The organism is Marinobacter sp. (assembly GCF_044799475.1).
GTDB lineage: Bacteria > Pseudomonadota > Gammaproteobacteria > Pseudomonadales > Oleiphilaceae > Marinobacter.
The window spans coordinates 41,504-57,999 of sequence record NZ_CP085217.1 but is presented as its reverse complement, the minus strand read 5'-3'; the positions used below and the strand labels follow the sequence as shown (position 1 = coordinate 57,999).

At 59.0% G+C, this 16,496-nt stretch carries 14 protein-coding genes; 9 read left to right on the top strand and 5 right to left on the bottom strand.

What is annotated here, in order from left to right:
• Positions 1–196: 196 nt before the first annotated feature.
• The 4 genes from metF to LG327_RS00270 all read right to left on the bottom strand — a co-directional run bounded on the left by metF (position 197) and on the right by LG327_RS00270 (position 4,968).
• On the bottom strand, positions 197–1,066 hold the full coding sequence (gene metF, locus LG327_RS00285; protein WP_404364622.1) for a methylenetetrahydrofolate reductase [NAD(P)H]: 870 nt from the start codon (positions 1,064–1,066) through the stop codon (positions 197–199).
• Between the two features lie 14 nt (positions 1,067–1,080).
• Positions 1,081–2,475: an adenosylhomocysteinase gene (gene ahcY, locus LG327_RS00280; protein ID WP_404364620.1), complete on the bottom strand. Its 1,395-nt coding sequence runs from the start codon at positions 2,473–2,475 to the stop codon at positions 1,081–1,083.
• Positions 2,476–2,663: 188 nt separating this feature from the next.
• Positions 2,664–3,854 (bottom strand): methionine adenosyltransferase, encoded by a 1,191-nt coding sequence (gene metK, locus LG327_RS00275; RefSeq protein WP_404364619.1) that lies wholly within the window; start codon positions 3,852–3,854, stop codon positions 2,664–2,666.
• Positions 3,855–3,963: 109 nt separating this feature from the next.
• On the bottom strand, positions 3,964–4,968 hold the full coding sequence (locus LG327_RS00270) for a metalloregulator ArsR/SmtB family transcription factor (RefSeq protein ID WP_404364617.1): 1,005 nt from the start codon (positions 4,966–4,968) through the stop codon (positions 3,964–3,966).
• Positions 4,969–5,183: 215 nt separating this feature from the next.
• Between LG327_RS00270 and tkt the strand changes: the two genes are divergently transcribed.
• The 6 genes from tkt (at position 5,184) to LG327_RS00240 (ending at position 12,076) form a co-directional block, all read left to right on the top strand.
• Positions 5,184–7,184 carry a transketolase gene (tkt, locus tag LG327_RS00265; RefSeq protein WP_404364615.1) on the top strand — a complete coding sequence of 667 codons (2,001 nt, stop codon included), beginning with the start codon at positions 5,184–5,186 and terminating at the stop codon, positions 7,182–7,184.
• Entirely contained in the window at positions 7,184–8,215 is a 1,032-nt protein-coding gene (locus LG327_RS00260; RefSeq protein ID WP_404364614.1) for a type I glyceraldehyde-3-phosphate dehydrogenase, read from the top strand. Before tkt ends, LG327_RS00260 begins: the two co-directional genes overlap by 1 nt.
• 65 nt (positions 8,216–8,280) lie before the next feature.
• Entirely contained in the window at positions 8,281–9,444 is a 1,164-nt protein-coding gene (locus LG327_RS00255) for a phosphoglycerate kinase (protein ID WP_404364612.1), read from the top strand.
• 72 nt (positions 9,445–9,516) lie between these two features.
• Positions 9,517–10,581, top strand: coding sequence for a class II fructose-bisphosphate aldolase (gene fba / locus LG327_RS00250; RefSeq protein ID WP_404364610.1), 1,065 nt, complete (start codon positions 9,517–9,519; stop codon positions 10,579–10,581).
• 153 nt (positions 10,582–10,734) lie between these two features.
• On the top strand, positions 10,735–11,712 hold the full coding sequence (locus LG327_RS00245) for a DnaJ C-terminal domain-containing protein (RefSeq protein WP_404364608.1): 978 nt from the start codon (positions 10,735–10,737) through the stop codon (positions 11,710–11,712).
• Positions 11,713–11,737: 25 nt separating this feature from the next.
• Positions 11,738–12,076: a chaperone modulator CbpM gene (locus LG327_RS00240; protein ID WP_404364606.1), complete on the top strand. Its 339-nt coding sequence runs from the start codon at positions 11,738–11,740 to the stop codon at positions 12,074–12,076.
• A gap of 34 nt (positions 12,077–12,110) precedes the next feature.
• On the opposite strand, the gene LG327_RS00235 is transcribed toward LG327_RS00240, so the two are convergent.
• The gene (locus tag LG327_RS00235) at positions 12,111–12,293 is read right to left on the bottom strand and encodes a DUF6435 family protein (protein ID WP_404364604.1); all 183 of its coding nucleotides are present in this window, start codon (positions 12,291–12,293) and stop codon (positions 12,111–12,113) included.
• Positions 12,294–12,506: 213 nt separating this feature from the next.
• Here LG327_RS00235 and LG327_RS00230 point away from each other — a divergent pair, with 213 nt between their 5' ends.
• The 3 genes from LG327_RS00230 to LG327_RS00220 all read left to right on the top strand — a co-directional run bounded on the left by LG327_RS00230 (position 12,507) and on the right by LG327_RS00220 (position 16,487).
• Entirely contained in the window at positions 12,507–14,003 is a 1,497-nt protein-coding gene (locus tag LG327_RS00230) for a DUF5666 domain-containing protein (RefSeq protein ID WP_404364602.1), read from the top strand.
• Between the two features lie 82 nt (positions 14,004–14,085).
• A complete protein-coding gene (locus tag LG327_RS00225) occupies positions 14,086–14,976 on the top strand; it encodes a DUF6502 family protein (protein WP_404364600.1) in 891 nt (296 codons plus the stop codon).
• A 32-nt stretch (positions 14,977–15,008) separates the two neighbouring features.
• Positions 15,009–16,487, top strand: a complete 1,479-nt coding sequence (locus LG327_RS00220; RefSeq protein ID WP_404364598.1) for a DUF5666 domain-containing protein — start codon at positions 15,009–15,011, stop codon at positions 16,485–16,487.
• The last annotated feature ends 9 nt before the right edge of the window (positions 16,488–16,496 follow it).

The window sequence follows — 16,496 nt, the reverse complement described above, 5'->3', positions numbered from 1 at the left end:
TGGCTATTGTTCGCGAGGTTTCGAGCCCGGTCGGGCAAAACTCTGCTCCAGCCAGTCAGTCTAGACTATGGTTGCTGCGAGGGCTCAAAATCAAATTTCGTGGCTTGGCGCAAGGTCGCATTGACTCGGCGGGGGGAGTAAGCATGGCTGGGTGGAGAGGGGTCAGATCAGGCCTGATCTGACCCCGGGTTTTGCGCTAGAAGGCGATCTTGTCCCGCTGACCAAGCCCCAGATTTTTCCAGATACTGATACTGGGCTCTGTCTGATTCAGGGTGTAGAAATGCAGGCCAGGGGCGCCGGCATCCAGCAGCTTGCCGCACATTTCGGTGAGCAGTTCTTCGCCGAACTTGCGGATGCTGACACTGTCGTCGCCGTAGGCTTCGAGCTGCTTGCGGATCCAGCGCGGGATTTCCGCTCCGCACATCTCCGAGAAACGCGTGAGGCTGGAAAAGTTCACGATCGGCATGATGCCGGGTACCACCGGAATGGTGATCCCCATTTTTTCCAGCCGGTCGATGAAGTAGAAGTAGCTGTCCACATTGAAGAAGTACTGGGTAATAGCGCTGTTGGCGCCAGCCTCGACCTTGCGGGCGAAGTTCTTCAGATCTTCCTCAGCGGAGCGGGCCTGGGGATGAAACTCCGGGTAGGCCGCCACTTCTATGTTGAACGCATCACCACTGTGCTCGCGGATAAAGCTCACCAGCTCGTTGGCATAGCGGAGCTCTCCGGCTGCGCCCATGCCCGAGGGCATGTCGCCCCGAAGGGCGACTATCCGTTCGATCTCATGCTCCTTATACAGGTCAAGCAATTCGGCAATGCTTTCCCGGGTGGAGCCGACGCACGACAGATGCGGCGCCGTGGAAATGCCCTGCCTGTGCAGGCTGAGCACGGTATCTACTGTGCGGTCGCGGGTGGAGCCGCCAGCCCCGAAGGTCACCGAAAAGAAATCCGGATTAACCTCGGAGAGCTGGTCCCGGACAACCTGGAGTTTTTCCTTGCCCTGATCGGTCTTGGGAGGAAAAAACTCGAAGCTGAACCGGCGCTTGAACTGTTTTTGGGATTGCATGGTTTCGCTCTCGATCAGTACTTGTAGGACTCAGGCTTGTAGGGGCCTTCGACCGGTACGCCGATGTACTGGGCCTGCTCCGGGGTCAGCCTGGTGATCACGCCACCAAAACCTTCCACCATCGCCTGGGCCACTTCCTCGTCCAGTTTCTTCGGCAGAACCTGTACGTAGACACCCTTGATGCGCGCATCTTCCGGAAGATCCGCAAATTTGCGCTCGAACAGATGCATCTGGGCCAGCACCTGGTTGGCGAAGGAGCCGTCCATGATCCGCGACGGATGGCCTGTTGCATTGCCCAGGTTCACCAGCCGCCCTTCGGACAGCAGGATCAGATGATCATTGGCAACCTTGTCGCGATACACCACATGTACCTGCGGCTTGACCTCGTCCCACTCCCAGTTCTTGCGCATGAAGGCGGTATCGATTTCATTGTCGAAGTGGCCGATGTTGCACACCACGGCGCCGGACTTGAGGCCCTTGAGCATGTGGGAATCACACACGTTCATGTTGCCGGTGGTGGTGACCAGCAGATCGGTGTTCTGCAGCAGGTCACGGTTGATGCCCGCTTCGGTGCCGGTGTTCACGCCGTCGATGTAGGGCGAAACCACTTCGAAACCGTCCATGCAGGCCTGCATGGCGCAGATCGGGTCGGCTTCGGTGATCCGGACGATCATGCCTTCCTGACGCAGGGAAGCCGCGGAACCCTTGCCCACGTCGCCATAGCCGATAACCAGGGCTTTCTTGCCGGCCAGCAGATGATCTGTAGCGCGCTTGATGGCATCGTTGAGGCTGTGGCGGCACCCGTACTTGTTGTCGTTCTTGGACTTGGTCACGGCATCATTGACGTTGATGGCTGGCACTTTGAGGGTGCCATCACGCAGCATTTCCTGCAGACGGTGGACGCCGGTGGTGGTCTCTTCGGTGACACCGTGGCATTTGGCCAGAATTTCAGGAAACTTCTCGTGGAGCAGGGCCGTCAGGTCGCCGCCGTCGTCCAGGATCATGTTGGGTTCCCAGCCGGCTACATCTGCGCCCACGGTGCGCTCCAGACACCAGTCGTATTCTTCATCGGTCTCACCTTTCCAGGCGAAAACCGGAATGCCCTGGGCTGCGATGGCTGCGGCAGCGTGGTCCTGGGTTGAGAAGATGTTGCAGGAGGACCAGCGCACGCTGGCGCCCAGTTCGATCAGTGTTTCGATCAGAACAGCGGTCTGGATGGTCATGTGGATACAGCCCATGACGTTGGCGCCTTTCAGAGGCTGCTCGCTCTTGTAGCGGTTACGCAGCTTCATCAGCGCAGGCATTTCGCCTTCGGCGATGTTGATTTCCTTGCGGCCGTAATCAGCCAGATCGATGTCGCGGACTTTGTAGTCGGAAAAGCTTTTCAGTTTTTCTGCTGGAGTACTCATGATGTTTCCTCTCTTTTAAAATTTGTGGCCACGGACACTCACGGACTTACACGGCCGCGAGGCGGGGGTCAGATCAAGCCTGATCTGACCCCCTGGGTGCGTCTTTCGTCCGTGAATCTCCGTGCCGTCCGTGGCCAATCTTTTTTTGTTTTCCGTGTTCTTCCGTGGTTTCCGTGGCAAAAAATCAGTTATACGCCAGCAGCGTCTTTCAGTGCTGCGGCGCGATCTGTCTTTTCCCATGGGAAGGCGGTGAACGTTTCCTTGCCCACGGTCATTTCATAAGGCTCGCGGCCGAAGTGGCCGTATGCCGAAGTAGCCCGGTACATCGGATGCAGCAGGTCCAGCATGCGGGTGATGGCATAGGGGCGCAGGTCGAAATGCTCGCGCACCAGGCTGGCCATGCGGCTTTCGCTGATCTTGCCAGTACCGAAGGTGTTGATGGAGATGGACGTTGGCTGGGCCACACCGATGGCGTAAGAGATCTGGATCTCACAGCGATCCGCCAGACCGGCAGCAACGATGTTCTTTGCAACATAACGGCCGGCGTAGGCGGCGGAACGGTCAACTTTCGACGGGTCCTTGCCGGAGAAAGCACCACCACCATGACGGGCCATGCCGCCGTAGGTGTCGACGATGATTTTGCGCCCGGTCAGGCCACAGTCGCCAACGGGGCCGCCGATTACGAACTTGCCGGTCGGGTTGATGTGGAACTTGGTGTCCTTGTGCAGCAGCTCCGGCGGCAGCGTGTGCTTGACGATCAGCTCCATTACCGCTTCTTTCAGATCCGCCATGGAAACGTCTTCATCGTGCTGGGTGGAGAGCACGACAGCATCAATGCCGGTAACCTTGCCGCCTTCATAGCGGCAGGTGACCTGGCTCTTGGCGTCCGGGCGAAGCCAGGGCAGAACGCCGTTCTTGCGGGCTTCGGCCTGACGCTCTACCAGACGGTGGGCATAGCAGATCGGAGCGGGCATGAGCACGTCGGTTTCATTGCTGGCGTAGCCAAACATCAGCCCCTGGTCGCCGGCGCCCTGGTCTTCCGGCTTCTGGCGGTCAACGCCCTGGGCAATGTCCACGGACTGTTTGCCGATGATGTTGATGACACCACAGGTGTCGCCATCGAAGCCAACTCTGGAGGAGGTATAGCCAACATCCCTGATGACCGTGCGGACCAGGTCTTCAAGATCCACCCAGGCGGAGGTGGTGATTTCACCGCCGACAATGGCAACGCCGGTTTTGACCATGGTTTCACAGGCCACACGTGCGTTGGAATCGGACTCGAGAATCTTGTCCAGAACGGCATCGGAAATCTGGTCGGCCAGTTTGTCCGGGTGGCCTTCAGAGACAGATTCGGAGGTGAAAATGTTGTAATCGGACATTCAGCTTTGCTCCTCTGTGAGCGGTTGAAATTGAGCCTCTCAGTTACCTGTGTAACTCAACGGTTTATTTGTATATCAAAATGTTTTGATATGTACTTATACGTACGTCTCAGTTCGTGCCTGAAGCTTTCCAGAATTCCCGAACCTGCACCTGAAAACCGTTGCGCAGGCCAATAAAGAGTGATTCTCCCGGCGTCAGGCCGGCTTCAACAGCCCAGGTCGTCAGCTCTTCCGGCTCGAAGCCAAGCCACAGATCGCCACAGTTCTCTGTTGCCCAGACCTGGTCATGGCTGCACAGGTCGCTGATCACCAGGCAGCCACCGGTATTTATCAGAGCTGCGGCATCCAGCAGCATGTCCGCCGGACTCGGCACATGGTGGAGCACCATATTGGCCACGACCAGATCAAAGGCGTCCCCCCGAGCCAGAAGGGTGTCTGTTACCCCTTCTATCAGATCGACGTTGTTCAGTTTTTCGGCAATGCAGGTGCGGGTCGCTTTTGCCAGCATGTCCCGGGAATTGTCCAGACCCACCACATGAGGACAGAGCGCGGACAGAACCGGCAGAAACGCCCCTTCTCCGGGCCCGATTTCCAGCGCTGCCTGCCAGCTCTGCTGGGCCGCCCGCTGGCGGATCAGTTCGGCGACCGGCCCGGCGTATAGGTCGAATGCGGCAATCAGCTCCTGCTGCTCGCGGAATTTTTCCGCATGGCGGGCGAAGAAGGCCCGGGACTGTTCTGCCCGCTGGGTCCGGATGGCCTGGATTCGCTGCTCAAGATGCTCAGGCAGCGGTATCCGGTCCACCATGCTGAAAATCTGCCGGATGGCCTGGTCGGCCAGTTTGTTGTTCTCAAGATTCGGAGGGCGGCGGTAGAAAATGGCATTGCCCTCCCGCTGGGGTTCCAGCAGCCCCGCCTTGTGCATCACCTTGAGGTGGTGGCTCATGCCGGACTGACGCATGTCGAAAAGGTGGCTGAGCTCAAGCACTCCGAAGGTGTCCCTTCTCAGTACCCGCAGTATCTCCAGTCGCAGGGGATCGCCGCTGGCCTTGTAGATAGGCGCCAGCACGTCTGCAGATGAGATTTCCCTGGATGCATGAGAGGTCATGTTGGTCATGGCGAAAGAGTGTAGTGGGCAGTGGCGAGCCGATCAAGACCAATATCAAAAAAAATTGATATAGGTTGTAAGCGGCGAGGGCCGGCAGTTTCGGGAGAGCGCCCGGGGACTTCCGTCAGTCCGATTTGCTCCCGTGGACACTAATCGGCGAAAATACGCGCCTTATTTTTGAACGATCCATCTTTGTCCTTTCGCTGTCAGTGGAGAAACACTCAATGCCATCTCGTAAAGATCTCGCCAATGCCATCCGTGCTCTTAGCATGGATGCGGTACAGAAGGCCAAGTCCGGTCACCCGGGAGCGCCTATGGGGATGGCCGACATTGCTGAAGTCCTGTGGAATGACTACCTGAGCCACAATCCGGCCAACCCGGACTGGGCCAACCGGGACCGTTTTGTACTCTCCAATGGCCATGGTTCCATGCTGCAATACTCCCTTCTGCACCTGACTGGCTACGATCTTTCCATTGACGACCTGAAAAACTTCCGCCAGCTCCATTCCCGTACTCCTGGTCATCCGGAATACGGTTACACCCCGGGCGTGCAGACCACCACCGGCCCCCTGGGACAGGGCATTGCCAATGCCGTCGGTTTTGCGCTGGCGGAGAAAACCCTGGCAGCCCAGTTCAACCGCCCCGGCCACGAGATTGTTGATCACTACACCTATGCGTTTCTCGGTGATGGCTGCCTGATGGAAGGCATTTCCCACGAGGTTGCTTCCCTGGCCGGCACCCTGGGCCTGGGCAAACTGATATTCTTTTATGACGACAATGGCATCTCGATTGATGGCGAAGTGGAAGGCTGGTTCACCGACGATACGCCGAAGCGCTTTGAGTCCTACGGCTGGCAGGTAATTCCCGCGGTTGATGGTCACGATGCTGACGCCGTGCGGGCAGCGATCGAAGCGGCCCGGGCAAACACGGATCAGCCCACCATGATCTGCTGTCGCACGATCATCGGTTTTGGCGCCCCTAACAAGCAGGGCACAGAGAGCTGTCATGGTGCGCCCCTGGGCGACGACGAAATCACCCTCGCACGGGAAAATCTGGGCTGGAATCACGGCCCCTTCGAAGTACCTGAGGAAATCTATGCCGGCTGGAATGCCAGGGAGAAAGGCGCAGCCGCCGAGCAGTCGTGGGAGCAGTCCTTTGCCGCCTATGAAAAGGCCGAGCCGGAGCTTGCAGCCGAGTTCCGCCGCCGCATGTCCGGCGAACTGCCTGCCGATTTTTCCGAAAAGGCCATGGCGTACATCCGCGAGTGTCAGCAAAAGGGCGAGACCATTGCCAGCCGCAAGGCTTCCCAGAACACGCTCAATGCCTATGGTCCCCTGTTGCCGGAACTGCTGGGGGGCTCCGCTGATCTGGCCGGCTCCAACCTGACCATCTGGAAAGACAGCAAAGGCATTACCCGGGACGATGCCAGCGGCAACTATGTGTACTACGGGGTGCGGGAATTCGGCATGGCGGCCATGATGAACGGTATTGCCCTGCATGGTGGACTGGTACCCTATGGCGCCACCTTTCTGATTTTCATGGAATACTGCCGCAATGCGGTGCGCATGGCGGCCCTGATGAAACAGCGGACCATCATGGTCTTCACCCATGACTCCATCGGCCTCGGCGAAGATGGCCCCACCCACCAGCCCATCGAACAGCTGGCCAGCCTTCGGACTACCCCCAATATGAGCGTCTGGCGCCCGGCAGACACCGTCGAATCGGCGGTGGCCTGGAAAGCGGCGCTTGAGCGCAAGGACGGACCTTCGGCCCTGGTTTTCTCACGCCAGAACCTGCCGCACCAGAGCCGGGATGAGGAACAGCTGGCCAATGTGGTCCGTGGTGGCTACGTCCTGTCGGACAGCGAAGGCACGCCGGATCTGATCCTGATTGCCACCGGCTCCGAAGTCGGCCTGGCCCAGGGTGCCGCGGATAGCCTTCGTGAGCAGGGCAGGAAGGTGCGTGTGGTCTCCATGCCGTCGACGGACGTATTTGATGCCCAGAGCGCGAATTACAGGCAGCAGGTGCTGCCACTGGATGTTACCAACCGTATCGCTATCGAGGCAGCCATCGAGGACTACTGGTACAAGTACGTCGGCCTCGATGGCCGGATCGTTGGCATGAGCAGTTTTGGCGAATCGGCTCCGGCAGGAGAGCTGTTCAGGGAATTCGGCTTCACGGTTGAGAATATTGTTTCCGTGGCCCAGGATCTCCTGGAAAACTGATGACAGCACCGGCAGCACCCTATCGGATAGCAATCAACGGCTACGGCCGGATTGGGCAGTGTGTGCTGCGGGCACTCTATGAAAACGGTTATCGCGATCATCTGCAGGTGGTGGTGATCAATGAGCTGTCGAATATTGAGACCATTGCCCATCTCACCCGATACGACTCCACCCATGGCCGGTTCCAGGGCGAAGTCCGGGTTGAGGGAGGGGTGTTGCTGGTCAATGGCGACCGGATCGAGGTTGTGAGCCACCGGAATCCCGCTGACCTGCCATGGGGTGCACTGGAAGTCGACCTGGTACTGGAATGTTCCGGCTCATTTTCCGACCGGGCCACGGCGGAGGTGCATCTTGAAGCCGGAGCCGCGCGCCTGCTGTTTTCGCAGCCCGCGGAATCAGATGTGGACCGGACCGTGGTGTTCGGCGTCAATGACGATGACCTGCAGAAGGAGGACCGCATAGTGTCCACCGCTTCCTGCACCACCAACTGCATCATCCCTGTCATCAGGGCACTGGATGAGGCGCTGGGAGTGGAATACGGCAATACCACCACCATCCATGCGGCGATGAATGACCAGCCGGTGATTGACGCCTATCACCACCAGGACCTCCGGAGGACAAGGAGCGCCCTGCAGAACATCGTGCCGGTGGACACAGGTCTGGCGAGGGGCATTGAGCGGCTCCTGCCCCACATGGAGGGCCGTTTCAGCTCCGTTGCCATGCGGGTTCCGACCATGAACGTGTCAGCTATAGACATGACAGTGAATGTCCGCACGGCCACCTCCGTGGAGTCGGTCAATGCGCTGCTCAGACGTGTTGCCGCAACAGGCCCTCTGCAGGGGATCCTGGGATATACAGACGAACTGCTCGCCAGTTGCGACTTCAACCACGACCCGCGCTCTGGGATCGTGGATGGCGGGCAGACCCGGGTAACCGGAGAGCGTATGGTGAAGGTGTTGTGCTGGTTTGATAACGAATGGGGATTTGCCAATCGCATGCTTGATGTCAGCCGGCGGTGGCTTGGTCTTTAACGGCTTTTGTTGGCCGCGGATTCCGTGGCAAAAACGGTCCTTAACCTGAAAAAAGGAAACAGATTATGGCCATCAAGAAAATGACGGATCTGGATCTTGCCGGCAAGCGCGTGTTGATCCGCGAAGACCTGAACGTGCCGGTCAAGGACGGGAAAGTGAGCAGCGACGCCCGCATCAGGGCCTCCCTGCCGACCATCCGGGCTGCGATGGAAGCCGGTGCCAGGGTGATGCTGATGTCTCACCTCGGACGTCCGGAAGAAGGAAAGTTCGATGAGGCTTCCTCCCTGAAGCCAGTGGCGGATTATCTTTCCGATGAGCTTGGCCAGGAAGTCCGGCTCATCAGGGATTATCTGGATGGCGTCGAGCTATCTGATGGCGAGGTGGTGCTGTTCGAAAACGTCCGTTTCAACAAGGGCGAGAAAAAGGACGACGAGGCATTGGCGAAAAAATACGCCGGACTGTGCGATGTCTATGTGATGGATGCTTTTGGCACCGCCCACCGCGCCCAGGCCTCCACTCACGGCGTCGGAAAATATGCACCCGAAGCCTGTGCCGGGCCTCTGCTTGCGGCGGAACTCGAGGCCTTGACGAAGGTGCTGGATAATCCCGCCCGTCCGGTGGTCGCCATCGTTGGCGGCTCCAAAGTGTCCACCAAGCTGGATGTGCTGGATGCGCTTTCCCGCATCTGCGATCAGCTGATTGTGGGTGGCGGTATAGCCAATACTTTTCTGGCAGCTGCAGGACATCCGGTGGGCAAATCCCTGTGTGAACATGACCTTCTTGATACCGCCCGTGAGATCGCTGGCAGGGTCAATATTCCGCTACCGACGGATGTCGTAGTTGCAAAGACTTTTTCAGAGGACGCAGAGGCCACCACCAAGCCCATTGGTGAGGTGGACGAAAATGAGATGATTCTCGATATCGGCCCGGATACAGCCGCCCAGTTCTCCAATCTGCTTGGCTCTTCCCAGACGATTCTCTGGAACGGCCCGGTGGGTGTTTTTGAGTTTGAGCAGTTCAGTGACGGAACCAGGGTTCTGGCTGAAGCGGTTGCAGCAAGCGATGCCTTTTCTGTCGCGGGTGGCGGTGACACGGTAGCCGCCATCGACCAGTTCGGGGTCGCAGACCGGATTTCATACATTTCCACCGGTGGTGGTGCCTTCCTGGAGTTTGTGGAAGGCAAGGTATTGCCCGCTGTAGCCATGCTGGAGCAGCGCGGCAGCGACTGATTTTGCCATAGCGCCGGGCACAATCCTGTGGCCGGCAGCAGAATGTTTATTGAACCATTGAGGAGATTTTTCATGGCCCTAATTTCGATGCGCCAGCTGCTCGATCATGCAGCTGAGCATGGTTACGGTGTGCCTGCGTACAACGTCAACAATCTTGAGCAGATGCGCGCGATCATGGAGGCGGCCGACAGGACTGACTCTCCGGTGATCGTTCAGGCGTCGGCCGGTGCCCGCAAATACGCGGGTGCGCCTTTCCTGCGGCATCTGATCCTCGCGGCCATTGAAGAATTTCCTCACATTCCCGTGGTCATGCACCAGGATCACGGCACCAGCCCGAGCGTGTGCCAGCGCTCCATCCAGCTGGGCTTCAGCTCGGTAATGATGGACGGCTCCCTGGGTGAGGATGGCAAGACCCCCATGGATTATGACTACAACGTGAGTGTTACCCGCCGGGTGGTAGAAATGGCTCATGCCTGCGGCGTTTCCGTTGAAGGCGAGCTGGGCTGTCTTGGCTCCCTGGAAACCGGACAGGCGGGTGAGGAAGACGGTATTGGGGCGGAAGGCATTCTTGATCACAGCCAGATGCTGACCGATCCGGAAGAAGCGGCGGACTTCGTCAAGAAGACCCAGGTGGACGCTCTGGCCATCGCCATAGGCACCAGCCATGGCGCCTACAAGTTTACCCGTCCGCCAACCGGCGACATCCTGGCCATCGACCAGATCAAGGCCATCCACAGGCGTATTCCGGACACTCACCTTGTCATGCACGGCTCCAGCTCCGTCCCCCAGGAGTGGCTGAAGATCATCAACGAATACGGCGGTGAAATTCCCGAGACCTATGGCGTGCCGGTCGAAGAAATCGTCGAGGGCATCAAGCACGGTGTCCGCAAGGTGAACATCGACACGGATCTTCGTCTGGCAAGCACCGGCGCCATTCGCCGCTACCTGGCAGAGAACCCGGCCGAGTTTGACCCCCGGAAGTACCTGCAGGCATCGGTCAAGGCCATGAGTGAAATCTGCATCGCCCGCTACGAAGCGTTTGGCACCGCAGGCAACGCCAGCAAAATCCGACCCATCAACCTTGATGACATGTTCGCCCGCTATGAGCGGAGAGAACTCGACCCGAAGGTTAACTGAGTAACCTGCCACGGGACCGGATGTCCGGTTCCGTGGCAGCGCTTTCTTCCCTCCTCCCGCAATACCCTCCTTGTATTTTTCAGACTTGCATCAATTGTACGGTAGAGATAAATGCCCGTTTGGCTGTCTGTTTTTGCAAATGCGAGGTCATAGATGGACTTCAAGGATTATTACGACGTGCTCGGCGTAAGCGAGAGCGCCTCACCTGAAGAAATTAAAAAAGCCTACCGGAAGCTTGCCCGTAAATATCACCCGGATGTCAGCAAGGAAAAGGACGCCGAGGTCAAATTCAAGGATATCGGCGAGGCATATGAAGTACTGAAGGATCCGGACAAGCGCGCCGAATACGACCAGTTACGTAAGTATGGCGCCCGCGGCGGCGATGGTTCTTTCCAGCCGCCACCCGGCTGGGAGAGTTCTTCACCCTTTGGTGGAGGCGGCTATACAGAAGCTGATTCGGCTCAGTTCAGCGATTTCTTTGAGTCCATTTTTGGTGGTGGCGGTGGCGCCCGCGGGCGGCGTACCGGACCTGGCGGTTTCGGCTTCAGGCAGGCAGGTCCCATGCGCGGTGAAGATGTCCATGCCAGACTCGCCCTGTTCCTGGAAGAAGCGGTGAATGGCTGTGAGAAGCAGGTCACCATCAATGTCACCGAGCCGGATGAGCAGGGCCGCCTCGTGCCCCGGCGCAAAACCCTGAACGTCAAGATCCCCCCGGGCATGAGGGAAGGCCAGCACATCCGTCTGCGGGGGCAGGGCTCTCCCGGCGTGGGCGGCGGTGCGAACGGCGATCTGTTCATCGAAGTTGAGCTGGCCCCGCATCCGCTATTCACTGTCGAAGGCAAGGATGTGATCCTTACCCTTCCTGTGGCCCCCTGGGAGGCTGCGCTTGGCGCGACCGTCACAGTGCCGACCGTCAGCTCGAAAGTCAGCCTGAAGATTCCGAGAGGCGCCACTACCGGCCAGAAACTGAGGCTCAAGGGCAAAGGCTTTCCTGGTAAAACAGCAGGTGACCAGTTGGTGGTCTTGCAGGTAGTGTTACCGAAAAAGCACAGTGAAAAGGCCGAGGAGCTGTATCGCCAGCTTGCGCAGGAAGAGAAATCCTTCGATCCCCGTAGCAGGCTGAAGGCCTGAGAAGGCGTCAACAGGAGGGGCTTAAGTGGGAGATGAGAACAATCGTCCGGACAGCGGGCTGGAGGAACAGGCAGCGACCTTCAGCCTGCGGGAGCTTTGCGACCATGGAGATGTCCATGCCGAGTATGTGATCAAGCTGGTCAGTTATGGGGTAATCAACCCCATCCGTGAGGCGGAAGTGCGCGAGTGGGCATTCGATGTGGCGGCTCTGGCTCGCCTGCGCAAAGCCCAGCGACTGCAACGGGATCTGAGAATCAACCTGCCGGGGCTTGCCATGTCCCTCGACCTGCTGGACGACGTGGAAAGGCTCCGCCGCGAGGTGGACCGCCTGAACCAGCAGATTCACCAGCTGCGAGGCGACTGACAGCCTCGCCAGTTGCCCCGACCATGCTGTTTTTTCAGTTTTTTCCCGGCTGATTTTTGAGAGCCTGCAGCTTCGCGTACATGGCCTCCGCCTCTTCCGTCAGAGTGGAATAAGTGCGGATGTCGCCGTTACGCTGAGCCTGCATGGCTTCTGTCAGCTTCTTCTCGTACTCTTTCTGCAGCTTTTTTACCGGATCGCCTTTCAGGAATCCCAACATTTCTTGCCCGCCTGTTTTGTTCAAATGTGCAGAATCTTACGTCATCCCTCCCGGAAAGTTCACAAATTGTTCATAGACAAAGTCTGGACATTGGCAAAAGTTGGGATTAAATTCCCAAATATCTGTTTGGGAAAATATTCCCAGTTACTGGAAACGACATTTCGTCCAGCGGTGCTTGCTGGCACAGGCCGGTGAATCACAAAGGAGAGGGAGATGAAGGCCAACATGAAGCTGAACAGATTGAGCAAAGCAGTGAAGTTCGTCGTTGCAGGCGCTGCTTTCGGTGCCCTGGGGGCCTGCGGCGGCAGCGGCGGCGGTTCTGAACCATCTGTGTCCGGCACGCAGGCGGGTGTCAGCTCAGGGCCGGTCACCGGCTTTGGCAGTGTCTATGTCAACGGTGTCCGCTTTGATACGGACAGCGCCAGCCTGCGCAGCGACGACGGCATCGAGCGTGAGGAGCAAATGGAAAAAGGCATGATCCTCACGGTCCGGGGCGAATGGGATGATGACGATGGTGAAGGCCGGGCCAGCCGTGTCGATTACGACGACACCCTGCGTGGCCGGCTGGGTTCAGCCTCATGGGACGAAATCGAACGCACTGGCAGCCTGACGGTGGCCGGCCAGACAATCGCCATTGACGGTCGTACCGTGTTCAAGGGCGCCACCCCCGCCGAGTTACGGGACCAGCCGGCGGATACCTGGAAGGTCCGCATCAGTGCCTGGCGCCTGGACGACGGCAGCTTCCGGGCCAGCTTCGTGGGTGCCCGTCCGGTCGGCGCTGGAGACTTTGACGAGTCAAATGAAGTTGAGGTGGAGGGGGCCATCAGCGACCTGGACAGCCAGGCCCAGACCTTTCAGATCAATGGCCTGATCGTGCGCTACGGCAGCGCCAGCTTTGACGATGACCTCGACCGGAGCGGCCTGGCCAACGGCCTTGTGGTGGAAGTGGAAGGCGTCATGGAGAACGGAAAACTCCTGGCCCGTGAAATTGATGATGAGGATGACGCCGACCGTTTCGACAATGGCGATGATGTGGAAATCTCCGGCCCCATCTCCGAGAGTTTCGATGCTGCCACAGGCCGCTTCTCCATCAACGGCATCAGCATCCGGGTGGACGATGACACAGAATTCGACGATGGCCTGAGCCAGGCTTCTGATCTGGTGCAGGGACTGCTGGTCTCGGTGGAAGGCGAGTTCCGCAACGGCGTACTGAAGGCTGAGGAAATCGAAGCCGGGGAGGGTGATGCCGAACTGGAGGCCTCCGTTTCCGATGTTAACCGGACAGCGCAGGAACTGACGGTGGGCGGTGTCCGGGTAGTGGTCACCAACAACACCCTGCTGGAAGACGACGATGAGGAGGACGGCGACAGGCTGCGCTTCGATAACCTTCTGGTGGGCGACTACCTGGAGATCGAAGGCATTCAGCGCTCCGGTGACGGCGGCTTCCTGGAGGCGCTGAAAATTGAACGTGACGACGAGGACGAGGATGACAACGGCGGTGAGGACGACTTTGAACTCGAAGGCCGCATCACCGCCATCGACGGCGACCGCGTGACCGTAATGGGTCTGGAACTGATGGGCGCATCCGGTTATTCCGGCCTCACAGTGGGTCGTAAGGTGGAGGTGGAATACTACGTCGATGACGGTGGTAGCTACGTGATCACCGAGCTTGAAGTCGAAGACGAGGACGAGGACGAGGACGACGACTGAGCAGGTGCCGGCTTTCCCGCGGGGCCCGCGGGCCCCGCACGGTGGCTGGTTTTGAGCGGATTATGGGAATAGAATCCCAGGTATGAAAAATTCCAGTTCTCCCCGCCTGCACCAGGCCCTGTCCCAAATTCTGCGTCCGCTGGCCCGGTTGCTGCTTCGCAATGGCATCGGCTATGGAGAGTTTTCGGAACTGATCAAGCAGGCCTTTGTAGACTCGGCTCTGGAAGACTTTTCCGACCCCCGGGGCAAGGCCACAGATTCCCGGGCCGCAGTTCTCACCGGCCTGACCCGCAAAGAGGTCAAGCGCCTGCGGGATAGATCCGCCAGTCAGAATGACGCACCGGTCCCTCCCAGTGGCACCAGCCGTGCTGCCCGCGTGGTGTCCGGCTGGCTGCAGGACCGGGAATTCCAGGATTCCGAGGGAGCTCCTGCCATGCTGGCTTTTGATGGCCACAACAGCTTTTCCGAGCTGGTGCGGCGATACAGTGGCGACATGACCCCCCGTGCCGTGCTGGACGAGCTGGTCCGGGTTGGCGTCGTGGAACCCGGCGACAGACTTGTTCTGCGCAAGCGGGCGTATATACCCCTCGGCGACGACAACGCCATGCTTGATATCTTTGGCGAGGACGTCAGTGACCTGGTCTCCACCATCGACCATAACCTGGTAAAGGGGCCCGGTCAGGAACCGCTATACCAGCGCACTTTGAGTTACGACAACATCCCGCCCGAGGTGATGGGCCAGTGGCGTCGTTACGCAGCCCGGCATTCGCAGCAGCTGCTGGAGACCCTGGACGAATGGCTGGCACCTTATGACCGGGATGTGACTGGCAGAAGCGCCCAGAGCAAAAAGGGTGAACGGGTACGCACCGGTGTCAGTGTTTTCTATTTCGAGGACCCGATTCAGGGACCCCTGGAGGCCGGCGAGAGGGGGCTGCAGGGCGGCCCAGCCGGCCCCGACAGCGACCCGGCCTGACGGATACGGTAGACATTCACAGGAGAGCGGATATGGCAAGGGCGGCATCCATTCTGGCACGGAGCATGAGCCTGGTGGCAGGAATAGGCCTGCTGGCCTCCTGTGGCGGCGGAGGCGGAGGAAGTGGCGGGATTGCCGATGGGGGCATACGCGGCACCGGCTCCAGTGTCGGCCCGGTTTCCGGCTTTGCCAGCGTGTTTGTCAACGGCATCCGGTTCCGCACCGACGGGGCGGTTAGCAGCGATGACGGCATCAGCCATGAAAGCCAGCTTAAAAAAGGCATGATCCTGAGGGTTGACGGTCAGTGGCGGGCTGATGGCCAGGGCGAGGCGGACCGTCTGTCCTATGACGACACCTTCCGCGGCCCGGTATCCGGATTCACTGGCATCAGCGTCACAGATGGCACCGGCCAGTTCATCATCCTCGGCCAGGCTGTCCATATCGACCGCCAGACCGTGCTGCGGCCCGGGGCTGCAACCACACTGAGCGATGGCGACTTTGTCCGGGTCAGTGCCTGGCCCCGGGGTGATGGCAGTTATCGAGCCAGCTTCATCGGTGCAGTCAGTGGTAGCGCTGCCTCCGACGTCGAACTGGAAGGCCTCATTGATGACGGTTCTCTGACCAACGATTCTTCGGAGAAAACTTTCTTCATCAACGGCCAGGAGGTGAATTTCCACGGTACGGCGTTTGAGGGTATCGAAGAGTCGGACCTGCAACGACTGCTGGATAACCGCGTCCCCGTGGAGGTTGAAGGCTCTGTCCTGTCCGGCGTAATCGAGGCCCGCGAGATCGGCATCGGCGAAAGCCGCCGGTATCAGCGGAGCAGCCTGGACGACATCGAATTCGCAGGCCCCATCAGCGGAGCGGTCCTCAACCGCCGTTTTGCCATCAACGGCCTGGTTGTGATCATTGATGATGACACCGGGTTCGATGACGGCTTCGGCGAAAGGGACCTGGCCGATGGTCTTCTGATCCAGGTGGAGGGTGACTTCCAGTCGGATGGCACGGTGCTGGCCGAGGAAATTGAACTGCGGGAAGCCAACGCCAGGGTGGAGGGGGCGATTACCAATGAGTCCATTGATCCTGCCGCTCGAACCTTTGAACTGGGGGGCGTTCTGGTTCAGGTCACCGCCAGTACCATCATTTCCGCTGATGACGAAGACACTCAGCGTCGCCTGGAATTCGACGACCTTTACCTTTTCCCGGGTGTGGAAGTGGCCGGTATTGAGCGGGATGACGCCAGTGGCCGGCGTTTCCTGGAGGCGGTGAAGGTCGAGCGCGAGGACGACGCCGAAGACGGTTTCGAGCTGGAGGGCCGGTTGACTGCGATCGACTGTGATGCCGGCCTGATTACTGTGCTCGGAGTAGAACTCCAGGTCAGCGTGAATGCTTCATTCGAGGACATCACCTGTGACGCCCTCCAGACGGGGGATTTTGTCGAGGTGGAATATATCGCCCAGGGCAATGGCTATTTCGCTGAAGAAGTTGAGCTTGAACGCGACGATGACTGATCGGCGGCT

Coding starts and splice junctions, on each gene's coding strand:
- LG327_RS00270 (WP_404364617.1), bottom strand. CDS start 4,968: ATGACCAACATGACCTCTCATGCATCCAGGGAAATCTCATCTGCAGAC.
- metF (WP_404364622.1), bottom strand. CDS start 1,066: ATGCAATCCCAAAAACAGTTCAAGCGCCGGTTCAGCTTCGAGTTTTTT.
- LG327_RS00230 (WP_404364602.1), top strand. CDS start 12,507: ATGAAGGCCAACATGAAGCTGAACAGATTGAGCAAAGCAGTGAAGTTC.
- ahcY (WP_404364620.1), bottom strand. CDS start 2,475: ATGAGTACTCCAGCAGAAAAACTGAAAAGCTTTTCCGACTACAAAGTC.
- LG327_RS00220 (WP_404364598.1), top strand. CDS start 15,009: ATGGCAAGGGCGGCATCCATTCTGGCACGGAGCATGAGCCTGGTGGCA.
- LG327_RS00245 (WP_404364608.1), top strand. CDS start 10,735: ATGGACTTCAAGGATTATTACGACGTGCTCGGCGTAAGCGAGAGCGCC.
- LG327_RS00225 (WP_404364600.1), top strand. CDS start 14,086: ATGAAAAATTCCAGTTCTCCCCGCCTGCACCAGGCCCTGTCCCAAATT.
- LG327_RS00255 (WP_404364612.1), top strand. CDS start 8,281: ATGGCCATCAAGAAAATGACGGATCTGGATCTTGCCGGCAAGCGCGTG.
- tkt (WP_404364615.1), top strand. CDS start 5,184: ATGCCATCTCGTAAAGATCTCGCCAATGCCATCCGTGCTCTTAGCATG.
- metK (WP_404364619.1), bottom strand. CDS start 3,854: ATGTCCGATTACAACATTTTCACCTCCGAATCTGTCTCTGAAGGCCAC.
- LG327_RS00260 (WP_404364614.1), top strand. CDS start 7,184: ATGACAGCACCGGCAGCACCCTATCGGATAGCAATCAACGGCTACGGC.
- LG327_RS00235 (WP_404364604.1), bottom strand. CDS start 12,293: ATGTTGGGATTCCTGAAAGGCGATCCGGTAAAAAAGCTGCAGAAAGAG.
- fba (WP_404364610.1), top strand. CDS start 9,517: ATGGCCCTAATTTCGATGCGCCAGCTGCTCGATCATGCAGCTGAGCAT.